This is a genomic window from Lactococcus sp. KTH0-1S (assembly GCF_052544945.1).
This window is the reverse complement of the sequence record NZ_CP195165.1, coordinates 1,602,531-1,614,733: the sequence shown is the minus strand read 5'-3', so window position 1 is coordinate 1,614,733 and position 12,203 is coordinate 1,602,531. Positions and strand designations below refer to the sequence as shown.

The window sequence follows — 12,203 nt, the reverse complement described above, 5'->3', positions numbered from 1 at the left end:
GAGGATATGAGACTTTGGCATGAATCTTTAATCAAAAAGCTTCCAAGACAGCAACTTTTGGGACAGCATCGTGAATGTTGTGCCCTGAGAGGAAAAGGCTGGGGGAAACCACATTCAACAGTAAATTATGTTTTTAATTATTCGCCCTATAAACTTTTTCAATATCATTTACAAGTCATGACTGAAATGAGAAAAAGAGGCTATCATCCGGATGAAAAATGGCTAAATCCTTTATATCGGGGACAAAGTTCTAAAGTCTATTTAGAACTAGAAGAAGTGATTCAAACCTTCCCGATCTATCCTGAACATAATAATGATTATCTTGAAGATTGTAAAGAAAATTTGAGAGAAAAGGGAATAATAATCTAGAAAATAAAAAGAGGATTTCCTTTGAAAAGGCTTAAATGATATGATAAAATCGTGAGTATAAAATGAGAAAGTGAGTGACTCATGATTATCGATTTAGGAAATGTCTGGGATGCCTTGAGAGCGATTGGAACTATAGCTGTAGTTATTGTTTCACTTTATTTGGCAAGAAGAGACTATCGAAAAAAATTAGAAGTTGACTATTGGATTTCTTATAAAATATTTTCTGGAGAAAAAATATCTTTGTGGTCTATTGATCTTGTAAATATTGGATCCATTCCCGTAAAGATTTATGAAGTCGGCCTTTATCAAAAAAGTTGGTTAAGAAAAAGGCGGAAAAAAATAATATTTATGATGCCTAGAGATTTCGAGTACGAAAGTGCCAAACTACCAATTTTACTTAATCCGCAAGAAGATGCAACTTATTTCATAGCTAAAAATGAGTGGATAACTAAAATAAAAGAACTCGGAATTAATCAACGTAAGATTGGACTTTATGCTAGAGATACTACCGGAAAATATTATTATAGAAAATTTTTATTGGAGTAAATTTACTTTTTTTAAGAATTGAAAAGTTTGTAAAGTTTTTTTCTTGACAAAAGAAAATTTTAACTTGAAATTTATTTATAAATTTGATAAAATGTTTAAGTATTCGTACAACTTTGGTCTGGCAAACAGTCCAAGGCAGAAAGGAAATTCTAACGATGAAACAAAATATCCATCCAAATTACCAACCAGTAGTCTTCATGGACACTACAACTGGTTTCAAATTTTTGACTGGTTCAACTAAAGGTTCTAAAGAAACTGTTGAATGGGAAGACGGAAACACTTATCCATTGATTCGTGTTGAAATCTCTTCAGATTCACATCCATTCTATACAGGTCGTCAAAAATTCCAAGCAGCGGACGGACGTATCGCTCGTTTCGAAAAGAAATACGGCAAGCAATAATAGAAATGGTCATTCGACCATTTTTATTTTTATCTGTAAAAGTTGTCATTTGACAGCTTTTTATTATGAAAAAATATAGAAATAAGATAAAATAAAGAAAAATAATTAAATTGTGGGAGAATATTAAAAGATGAAATGGTCTTTAAATGAATTAACGAAAAAAAAACAGATTAGTTTCAATGAAGAATTAGATCTACGCGATGAGTTGCTCAAACGTTCACAAGAAATTTTGGATTGTCAACCAATTGAGGTTAAAGGTGAAATTGCATATGATGATGATTTATTCTATTTAGATTATCAAATTAAAACAGTATTGACATTGCCTTCGTCAAGAAGTTTAAAACCAGTCGAGTATCCAATTGATCTTCTTGTCAATGAAATTTTTGCGACTGAAGAGAGTTTGAGAGGGAGTCAAGAATTATTAGACAATGATTTGATTATTGTTTTGGATAAAGATTTAATCAGTTTAGATGAATCAATCACTGATAATCTTTTATTGGAGATTCCTTTGCAAATTTTTGCTGAAGATGAAGAGGCAGAAGAGTTGCCGGCTGGTAAATTCTGGTCTGTTTTGAGTGAAGAAGATTATGCCAAACAACAAGAAGAAAAATTGGAAGAAAAGAAATCTCCTTTTGATGGTTTGAATGGATTATTTGATTAGACAGCTCTCATTTTCAAAGCATTTCAGACTTAAAGCATAAGAAAGCGAAAACATTTTAAAAAAAGCGTCAAATAGTTTGTACATAAATTAAATTTATCTTATAATAGTATTATAAGAAATCGAATTATACAGTTTTTTTAACAAAGGAGAATGATATGACTTCAAAGAAAATTTTGATTATTGAGGATGAAAAGAATTTAGCACGATTCGTCTCATTAGAATTGGAGCATGAAGGCTATGCGACTGAGATTAAAGATAATGGACGCTCTGGTCTTGAAGAAGCAACTTCAAAAGATTATGATTTAATCTTGCTTGATTTGATGCTTCCTGAACTTGACGGTTTTGAGGTAGCTCGTCGTTTACGCAAAGAAAAAGATACACCAATCATTATGATGACGGCACGTGATTCAACGATGGACCGAGTTGCTGGTCTTGATATTGGGGCTGATGATTATATCACTAAACCTTTTGCCATCGAGGAACTTTTGGCGCGTGTTCGTGCTTTCTTCCGTCGTGAAGAACATGGTCACGCCGTTGAGCGTGCTGAAAATACTTCTTTCCGTGATCTTGTGATTGACAAAACAAATCGCACCGTTCATCGTGGTAAAAAAGTAATTGATTTAACACGTCGTGAGTATGACCTTCTTTTGACGTTGATGCAAAATGTTGGCGATGTTGTGACTCGTGAACATTTAGTTTCACAAGTTTGGGGATATGAAGAAGGAACAGAAACAAATGTTGTGGATGTTTATATTCGTTATCTTAGAAATAAAATTGATGTTGAAGGTCAAGATAGCTATATTCAAACTGTTCGTGGCTTAGGTTATGTAATGCGTGAACGCAAATAAAAATAAGATGAAAAAATTATTTACTTTCAATAAGAAAAAAGAGACGGTAGAGGAAAGTTCGGCTAAGCGGTCTATCATGCTTAGGTGGGCTTTTGCTAACACCGTTTTTTGTTTTATTACTTTTACTTTGTTTGCTACTTTGACTTATCAATTGACAATCAGTTCTTTTATTAAAGAAGAACAACAATTATTAACTCGCTCTATGGATAGTGTTGAGGAAGTCTTAGAAAAAGCAGATGCTCCTTTGAATTCATCGAATTTGAACACATATATTGAAGCGACATCAAAGATTCAAAATGGTGAGTCTGAAGGAATGAGTTTGGGTAGTATCATTGGGACACGGAAAGCATTTTATATTTATGACTTAAATCATAAATTATTGTATTCAACGAATCGACATACTTTTGGTTTTCAGAATCAGGCTAATAATGAAATGAAAGAGATTCGGGGAGAAAATCCAGGTTATTTAGTTCAGAGAAAAATTATTTCTAAGTCAACAGGACAAGTTGTGGGATACTTACAGGCTTTTTATGATACGACGACTTATCATCGAATTTCTAATCTTCTTTTGATTGTCTTGTTAATTTTAGAAATTGTTGCCTTGATTGTCGCTCAGTTGATTGGTTATTTCATGGCTAATTACTTTATGAAACCATTGGAAAAACTTTATCAGGGCATGCAAGAAATGGCAAATGATCCAACAAATGATTTTGAACCGATTGAAATTCAAAGTGGAGATGAAATCGAAGAGTTGGCTCATGTTTACAATGATATGATGTTGAAGATGAAGGCATATCTTGAACAGCAAAATCGCTTTGTTTCTGATGTTTCTCATGAATTAAGAACACCTTTAGCTGTCTTGGATGGACATATTAACTTGTTGAATCGATGGGGGAAAAATGATCCAGAAGTATTAGACGAGTCTTTGCAGGCAAGTTTAGATGAAGTTGATCGAATGAAGAAAATGCTTGAGGAGATGTTGGCTCTTGCTCGCCTTGAAAATGTTGACTTATCAAGTGAAGAACTGGATTGTGATGTTGGAAAAGTTTGTAATCGGGCCCTTAAGAATTTTCAGCTTTTGCATGATGATTTTGAAATAGTGCTTGATAACCGGCTTATTTATCCCACTCATGCGCGAATTTCAGAAAATCATTTTGAACAAGGTTTACGAATTCTGTTAGATAATGCTGCTAAATACTCTCCTGATGATCGTAAAGAAATCGTGATTACTGTTTCTGAGGATGAACAGTTTGTCATTACGAGTGTATCTGACAAAGGAATTGGAATTTCAGAAGAAGATATTAATCATCTTTTTGAGCGTTTCTTTAGAGCGGACAAGGCTCGGAATCGAGAAATTGGTGGAACTGGTTTAGGTTTATCAATTTTAGCTCGATTGGCAGAAAATTATCAAGGGGAAATTGAGGTAAATTCAGAACTGGGTCTTGGTTCAACTTTTACACTAAAATTCCCGAAAATAAAATAAAGAATAAGAGAATTGCTAAAGGGCAGTTCTTTTTTTGCGACGCATGTCATGTTTTATAACATCAAATATAAAAATAATTGACTTGTTTAGAAAGTTGTGTTATATTTTATTACATGATTAAATTGTCAGAAAATATTGATAAATATTCTGTTTTAATCTCGAACTTTTAAAGGAGAAATTTTATGGACACAGGCTCAATTGCATTTATTTTAATTTGTGCGGCATTGGTATTTTTGATGACGCCTGCATTAGCATTTTTTTATGGAGGACTTGGACGCCGAAAAAATGTGTTAAACACAATGATGATGTCTCTCGCACCAATGGCTCTGGCTTCTATTTTATGGATAATTATTGGCTTCTCATTTTCATTTTCAGGAAGCAATAGTTGGATTGGTGATTTCAACCATTTGTTTATGAATGGTGTGGATATGGCCAAAAATTCACTTTTCCCTGCTAATCATATTCCAGATGGACTTTTTTCTGGTTTTCAAATGATGTTCTCGATTATCACAGTAGCTCTAATTACGGGATCTGTTGTTGGAAGAATGAGATTTACACCAATTTTGATTTTTATGACTGCTTGGTTAATTTTAGTTTATTATCCTTTGGCTCATATGGTTTGGGGCGGTGGATTTTTGGCTCAAATTCATGCGATTGACTTTGCGGGTGGAGATGTTGTTCATATTTCAAGTGGGGTGACAGGACTTGTACTTGCTTTAGTACTTGGAAAACGTCGAGACTATGAACGATTAGATTATCGTCCACATAATATTCCTTTTGTTGTTTTGGGCGCTGGTCTCCTATGGTTTGGTTGGTTCGGATTTAATGCTGGTTCAGCGCTTGCTGCCAATGGTGTGGCAATTAACGCCTTTATGACGACCAATACAGCAGCTGCAGCAGCAATGTTTTCATGGATGATTGTTGAAAAAATATTGATTGGTAAACCTTCAATTGTTGGTGCTTGTTCTGGTGCGGTAGTTGGCTTGGTGGCCATCACTCCAGGCGCTGGTTTTGTTTCTTTATGGTCGTCATTGATTATTGGTCTTTTGGTTAGTCCTTTATCATACTTTATGATTTCTGTAGTTAAAAAGAAATTGGGATATGATGATGCTTTAGATGCTTTTGGTTGTCACGGGATTGGTGGGATGTTTGGCGGAATTATGACAGGAATTTTTGCAACGCCGGCTTTGGCACCAGAAAAAGGCTACGCTGGTTTAATCTATGGCTCTGGGAAATTACTTTTGGCTAATGTATCTGCGGTTGTCTTCACAGTTATTTTTACTGCTCTTGTGAGTTGGATCATTATTAAAGTAATTGCCTTGTTTATGCCAATTCGTGTATCTGACCGTGCTGAAGCTATTGGACTTGACGACAGTGAGCACGAAGAAACTGCTTATCCAACCTTCTTAGGTTTGGATTCTTAAGTTTAATTTTACTGACAGATATTTCTTATATAAAATTGTGAGTTTGTCAGTAAAATCAATTTTGAATGATGTCTTTGAAGTATGCTGACAAGTCTGTCAGTAAAAATGTAAGATACAAAGAGAGAAAAAATATGAAAAAAATTGAAGCGATTATTCGGACAGATAAATTAGAAGATTTGAAAGCAGCCCTATCAGATAATGGCTTGGTGCATGGGATGACAGTTTCTCAAGTTTTGGGTTATGGTAAACAAAAAGGATTTACAGAATATGTTCGTGGTCAACGAATTGAAACTACTTTACTTTCAAAGTTAAAGATAGAAATTGTATCAATCGATGAAAAAGTTGATGATATTGTTAATGTGATTATTAAAGCAGTTCAAACGGGCGAAGTGGGAGATGGTAAAATCTTCATTCAACCTGTTGAGCGTGTAATTCGAATTAGAACCTCAGAAGAAGATGCTCAAGCGCTCTAAGTATCACTGCTTATAACACTCTGAAGCGTGAATGCGTGCTCTTACTAGATACCTTATTACTCACTCATCGGAAAATTAGTGTTTCCACTGAGTTTGGTCATAATATGGTAAGAATCAAGCAAAACAAATCGTTATTTTGTGTTACTTATTACGCTCTAAGCCTCATACTTTATAACAGGATAAAGTGTAGATGCTTGGAGACTACCTTTCCAGATTCACTGCTGCTGACTCTCGGTGTAACAACTAGTATATTTGTAAGTCAGCAAAGCTAACAACGAATTTTCTAGGTTAGAAATAATTCTTCTTGCTGAGTTCTATCTTATTAAAAAGTAAGCTGACAAATAGGTCAGCTTTTTGTATTTTTTTGAAAAAATTACTGACAGACTTGTCAGTAAATAAGACTGTTGAAAAAAAGCCCGATTAGGGGTAAAATAGATTAGATAAAGTCGTCAGTGAAATATTTTACTGACAACTTAAAAAGGAATAGAAAATGAAAAAAATAACGAAATTTAAAGATCAAAAAATCTTAGTTCTTGGACTTGCCCGTTCTGGAATGGCTGCTGCCCTTGTGCTCAATGAGTTGGGTGCGATTGTTACGGTCAATGATGGCAAACCTTTTGAAGAAAATAAAGAAGCGCAATTACTTTTAGAAGAAGGAATTAAAGTCATCACAGGGAGTCATCCTATTGATTTATTGGATGAAGATTTTGCACTAATGGTTAAAAATCCAGGAATTCGTTATGATAACCCAATGGTTGAACGAGCTGAAGCATTGAATATTCCTGTAATTACTGAGGTTGAACTTGCTTATCTCATCAGTGAAGCTCCAATCATTGGAATTACCGGAACCAATGGGAAAACAACGACGACAACATTGATTGCTGATATTTTAAATGCTGATGGTCAGTCAGCAAAATTGTCAGGGAATATTGGTTTTCCAGCGTCAGAAGTAGCCGAAAAAGCGAGTGCTTCTGATACATTAGTGATGGAACTTTCAAGTTTTCAATTGATGGGCATTGATAGCTTCCGCCCTAAAATTGCCTTAATTACAAATTTATTTTCAGCTCATTTAGACTATCATGGTTCGCAAAAAGCCTATGAAGCTGCAAAATGGCGAATTCAAGAAAATATGACCTCAGATGATTTCTTGATTCTCAATTTTAATCAAGAAAAATGTCGTAATTTGGCTGACAAAACGAAAGCGACTGTTCTTGCTTTTTCAACAAAAGAAAAAGTTAATGGTGCTTATTCTAAAGATGGAAAAATTTATTTTAATGATGAATATATCATGGAAGTTTCTGAACTTTCACTTCCTGGTGAGCATAATCTAGAAAATGCTTTAGCAGCCATTGTAGCTTCAAAATTACAAGGAACAAAAAATGAAGCGATTGTAGAAGTACTGACAAGTTTTGCTGGTGTAAAACATCGTCTGCAATATCTTGGCGAAATTGATGGTCGTAAAGTCTATAACGACAGCAAGGCAACCAATATTTTGGCTACTCAAAAAGCACTTTCTGGTTTTGATAATAGTAAACTTTGGCTTTTAGCTGGCGGACTTGATCGTGGAAATGGTTTTGAAGAGTTAGAAAAAGATTTGCAAGATTTGAAAGGAATGGTTGTTTTTGGTCAAACAGCAAATAAATTACGTTTGACTGCAGAAAAATTGAATATTCCCGTTTTTGCTAGTGAAAATGTTGCAAAAGCCCTCGAAGAAATTCTACCTCAAACGCAAGCAGGAGATACAATTTTACTTAGTCCAGCTTGTGCAAGTTGGGACCAATATAAAACTTTTGAAGAACGCGGTGATTTATTCATTCAAGCCTTTGAAAATTTGAAAAAATAAAAGTACTGACAACTATTGAATTAATTTATGTTAAAATTAATTTTACTGACAGAAAGAATAATTACGATTCATCTTGCTGACAGCTATCAGATTTAATTTGTACTTTATTTCTATCGTTATTTTCTTGTTTATTAGAGAACAGGATTTAATGAAAGTTGGGTACAAAAATATTTGTCAGAGAATCCCCAAACTATTGGAGAAAAACAAACATGCGAATTATCATTACAGGTGGCGGCACAGGCGGTCATATTTATCCAGCGCTAGCTTTCCTTAAGTATTTGGAAAAAGTAGAACCAGATACAGAAGTGCTTTATATTGGAACGAAAAAAGGCTTGGAAGCAAAAATTGTCCCTCAAGCAGGAATTAAATTAAAAACAGTTGATATCCAAGGATTACGTCGTTCACTAAGTCCGCAAAATTTAAAAACAGCTTATAAGTTTTTTAAATCTGTCTCAGATGCTAAAAAAATTATGAAAGAATTTAAACCAGATGTTGTTTTGGGAACTGGTGGATATGTGGCAGGGCCAGTTGTTTATGCTGCTGCGCAATTAAAAATTCCAACAATTATACATGAAGGAAATTCTTTCCCAGGAATAACTAATCGTTTTCTTGCTAAAAAAGTTGACCGAATTGCAGTAGGTTTTCACGCAGCAGAACAATGTTTTCCAGCGAGCAAAACAACTTTTACTGGAAATCCAAGGGCACAAGAAGTTGCAGATGCAGCGGCTCAAGTAGAAAAATTTGAAGAGCCAACGGTTGTTATTTTTGGTGGCTCACGTGGCGCTTTAAAACTTAACAATGCTTTTATTGAAGCCCTTCCTGAATTAGCACAACGTTCATTTAAAACCGTTTATGCTTCAGGAGAGATTTATTATGATGATTACAAGGAAACTTTTAATCAATATAAAGAAAATTCTAATTTAGATATTCGTCCTTATATTAATAATATGACAGAACTTTTAGCAAAAAGTCAGCTCTTTTTAGGACGGTCTGGTTCAACAACTATTGCTGAAGTGACCGCTTTAGGCTTACCAGCCGTTTATGTCCCAAGTCCAAATGTGACAGCTGACCAACAGACTAAAAATGCTCAAGAATACGTTGACCAAGGTGCAGCTATTATCATCAAAGACGAAGACCTAACGGGTCAAACTTTGGTTGAAGCTATTTCAGATATACTCGAAAATAATGAGAAGTATCAAGAAATGCAAGCAGCTAGTCTAAAAGCGGGCGTTCCAGATGCTAGCCAACGCCTTTACAATCTAGTGAAAGAAATTAGTAAATAAATGAGTGAAAAAGATAATAACTTAACCCCTTGGCAGCAAAAACATCTTGAATATCAGAAAAGAAAAGCAGAAGAAGCCAAAAAAGAAAAGAAAGCAAATCAACCTAAAAAGGTTCATTTTTCTTCACCTTTTCTTAAAAGTCTCCCAAAAACTGAAAAAAACTTTGATGACACTAGAGACGAAGCTGAGTCAGCTGAGTTGTTAGAAGAAGGCTTTGAGACTAATAACAAAGAAATTCAATCAAGCGAAGCTCCGATTGAAAACGAAAAAATTATTGCTCAGTTAGAACAACTTTCTCAAGAGCATGAATATGAGTATGAAGAAGAGCAAATCAAAAGACCTTCGAGATTTTCTTCTTTATTTAAAGGTTCAGCTCCACTTTTAAAGAAAATGTGGCCAGCCTTAGCAATTGTTGTTCTGGTATTCGTTGGCTCTCTTTATTTGATTTCACCTCTAAGCAAAATATCAACTTTTAGTGTTTCTGGAAATGCGAATGAAAGTAGCGAACAAGTTGCATTAGCTTCTGGAATTCAAACAAGTGATAGTATTTTTAATATCCTAAATAATAAGGAAAAAATTGAAACGACAATTGAGCAAAAATTTCCTAGAATTTCTGCCGTTACCATCAATTACCATTTTCCTAATCGTTTTGAGGCCATTGTAAAAGAACATACAAACAGTGTCTATGTCAAACGTAATAATCAAACTTACCTTGTCTTAAATAACGGTTACGTGATTACAACACCAGTTGATGCAACTAAGCTTGAGAAATTGCCAGTTTTACAAAATTTTAATGACAAAGAAGTTAAAACTTTTGTAAATGCTTATGAAACGCTTAAACCAGCAATAAAATCACTGATGACTAATGTTACTAAAACTCCTACAGATGCGACGAAAGATTTCATTGCCATTGATATGAGTGACGGAAATCAGGTTCGGGTTTCATTGAGTCAATTAGCTGACCGCCTGCCATATTATCCAAGTGTTGCTAAACAAGTTCAAGCACCACAAGTTGTAGATATGGAAGCTGGTATTTATACGAAGCCAAAAGCTGCTTATGATGCTTATCTTTCACAATTATCTACCTCAAAATCAGCATCTATTTCTGCTCAAAATGCGAAAAAGACTGATGCAAGTAGTGAAAATACTGCTCAAAGCACAACAACAAGTTCAAATTAAAAATAAAAAAAGTGATAATTTAGGATTGTCACTTTTTTAGCACAGAGTAAGCTATAAAAAAAGCTGATAAAATGCTATAATAGATAGCACGCATTTTTGTGGAAAAATAATAAATAAACTATATAAAGAAAATTTAGAGGAGAAACTGTATGTCTTTGTTTTTAGATACAGCACGAATTGAAGTGAAAGCTGGTAAAGGTGGCGATGGTGCAGTTGCTTTTCGCCGTGAAAAATATGTTCCAGATGGTGGTCCTGCCGGTGGTGACGGAGGAAAAGGCGGTTCTGTAATCTTTAAAGTTGATGAAGGAATGTCAACTTTGATGGATTTCCGTTATAACCGTATTTTCCGTGGTAAACCAGGTGAAAAAGGGATGAACAAAGGAATGCACGGTCGTGGAGCCGAAGATTTGATTGTTCATGTTCCTCAAGGAACGACTGTTAAAGATAACGAAACTGGTGATGTTTTAGTTGACTTAATCGAAAAAGACCAAGAATTTGCGGTTGCTAAAGGCGGTCGCGGCGGTCGTGGAAATATTCGCTTTGCCACACCACGTAACCCAGCACCTGAGGTAGCAGAAAATGGAGAACCAGGAGAAGATAAAATTCTACTTTTGGAACTTCGTGTTTTAGCAGATGTTGGTTTAGTTGGTTTTCCATCTGTTGGTAAATCAACATTATTGTCCGTTGTTTCAAATGCGCGTCCTAAAATTGGCGCTTACCATTTCACAACAATCACTCCTAATATTGGAATGGTTCAAGTAGGTTATGGAGATAGTTTTGTTATGGCAGATATGCCAGGATTGATTGAAGGAGCGCACTCTGGTGCAGGATTGGGAATTCAATTCTTGCGTCATATTGAACGTACACGTGTCCTTCTTCATGTTCTCGATATGTCAGAACTTGAAGGACGAGATCCATACGAAGATTACAAAACAATCAATGATGAATTAGAATCTTACAATTTACGTTTGATGGAACGTCCACAAATTATTGTTGCCAACAAAATGGATATGCCAGAAGCTGCCGAACGTTTAGCTGAATTTAAAGAAAAATTAGCTGCTGATTTAGGTCCTGATAAAGAAATGCCTGAAATTTTTGAAGTTTCTGGCCTGACTAAAACAGGACTTCAAGGTTTGCTTGCACGCACAAGTGAATTACTTGCACAAACACCAGAATTCTTACTTTATGATGAAGATGAATTAGCGGATGAAACAGCTTATTACGGCTTTGAAGAAGAAGAAAAACCATTTAAAGTTTCTCGTGATGATGATGGTGGATGGCGCTTATCTGGTGATAAGATTGAAAGACTCTTTATCATGACTAATTTTGATCATGATGAATCAGTTATGAAATTTGCTCGCCAAATGCGCGCGATGGGTGTTGACGAAACACTTCGTTCAATGGGAGCTAAGGATGGCGATTACGTTAGAATTCAAAAATTTGAATTTGAATTTGTAGATTAAAAATTTCAATATTTTCGGAGATTAAACATGGGATTTAAAATTATTGGTGACCGTGACAAAGACGGAAATTTTATTGCCTCAGCCGATTATTGGACCGATGAACGGATTGATGACTTGTTAAAGAAATACAATCCTCATGGTAAATTGACTTTATCAAAGGCCAATCAAAAGAAAAACGATGAAAAAAAGACTGATTAATTCAGTCTTTTTTTTTACTGACAGAACAAATA

General features: G+C 34.8%; 13 protein-coding genes. All 13 read left to right on the top strand.

Annotated features, from left to right (window positions below; translation table 11 throughout):
* Nucleotides 1-6 precede the first annotated feature (6 nt).
* The 13 genes from ACRYLU_RS07795 (at nt 7) to ACRYLU_RS07735 (ending at nt 12,171) form a co-directional block, all read left to right on the top strand.
* Complete coding sequence (locus ACRYLU_RS07795) at nt 7-369, top strand: TIGR02328 family protein (RefSeq protein WP_058205815.1); 363 nt, start codon at nt 7-9, stop codon at nt 367-369.
* Nucleotides 370-450: 81 nt separating this feature from the next.
* Nucleotides 451-915 (top strand): hypothetical protein, encoded by a 465-nt coding sequence (locus ACRYLU_RS07790; RefSeq protein ID WP_445080835.1) that lies wholly within the window; start codon nt 451-453, stop codon nt 913-915.
* 155 nt (nt 916-1,070) lie between these two features.
* Nucleotides 1,071-1,316 carry a type B 50S ribosomal protein L31 gene (locus ACRYLU_RS07785; protein ID WP_003130760.1) on the top strand — a complete coding sequence of 82 codons (246 nt, stop codon included), beginning with the start codon at nt 1,071-1,073 and terminating at the stop codon, nt 1,314-1,316.
* Between the two features lie 130 nt (nt 1,317-1,446).
* Nucleotides 1,447-1,977, top strand: coding sequence for a YceD family protein (locus tag ACRYLU_RS07780; RefSeq protein WP_058205814.1), 531 nt, complete (start codon nt 1,447-1,449; stop codon nt 1,975-1,977).
* Between the two features lie 155 nt (nt 1,978-2,132).
* A complete protein-coding gene (locus ACRYLU_RS07775; protein ID WP_003130756.1) occupies nt 2,133-2,825 on the top strand; it encodes a response regulator transcription factor in 693 nt (230 codons plus the stop codon).
* Between the two features lie 7 nt (nt 2,826-2,832).
* Nucleotides 2,833-4,308 (top strand): HAMP domain-containing sensor histidine kinase, encoded by a 1,476-nt coding sequence (locus ACRYLU_RS07770; RefSeq protein ID WP_010906048.1) that lies wholly within the window; start codon nt 2,833-2,835, stop codon nt 4,306-4,308.
* Between the two features lie 182 nt (nt 4,309-4,490).
* On the top strand, nt 4,491-5,732 hold the full coding sequence (locus tag ACRYLU_RS07765) for an ammonium transporter (RefSeq protein ID WP_015426746.1): 1,242 nt from the start codon (nt 4,491-4,493) through the stop codon (nt 5,730-5,732).
* Between the two features lie 131 nt (nt 5,733-5,863).
* The gene (locus ACRYLU_RS07760) at nt 5,864-6,205 is read left to right on the top strand and encodes a P-II family nitrogen regulator (RefSeq protein ID WP_058204314.1); all 342 of its coding nucleotides are present in this window, start codon (nt 5,864-5,866) and stop codon (nt 6,203-6,205) included.
* A gap of 490 nt (nt 6,206-6,695) precedes the next feature.
* Nucleotides 6,696-8,048: a UDP-N-acetylmuramoyl-L-alanine--D-glutamate ligase gene (gene murD, locus ACRYLU_RS07755; RefSeq protein WP_260311105.1), complete on the top strand. Its 1,353-nt coding sequence runs from the start codon at nt 6,696-6,698 to the stop codon at nt 8,046-8,048.
* 209 nt (nt 8,049-8,257) lie between these two features.
* Nucleotides 8,258-9,331 carry an undecaprenyldiphospho-muramoylpentapeptide beta-N-acetylglucosaminyltransferase gene (murG, locus tag ACRYLU_RS07750; protein WP_445080834.1) on the top strand — a complete coding sequence of 358 codons (1,074 nt, stop codon included), beginning with the start codon at nt 8,258-8,260 and terminating at the stop codon, nt 9,329-9,331.
* Entirely contained in the window at nt 9,332-10,510 is a 1,179-nt protein-coding gene (locus ACRYLU_RS07745) for a cell division protein FtsQ/DivIB (RefSeq protein ID WP_445080833.1), read from the top strand.
* A gap of 149 nt (nt 10,511-10,659) precedes the next feature.
* Nucleotides 10,660-11,973 (top strand): GTPase ObgE, encoded by a 1,314-nt coding sequence (obgE, locus tag ACRYLU_RS07740; RefSeq protein WP_003130743.1) that lies wholly within the window; start codon nt 10,660-10,662, stop codon nt 11,971-11,973.
* Between the two features lie 27 nt (nt 11,974-12,000).
* Nucleotides 12,001-12,171 carry a hypothetical protein gene (locus tag ACRYLU_RS07735; protein WP_012898204.1) on the top strand — a complete coding sequence of 57 codons (171 nt, stop codon included), beginning with the start codon at nt 12,001-12,003 and terminating at the stop codon, nt 12,169-12,171.
* Nucleotides 12,172-12,203 lie beyond the last annotated feature (32 nt).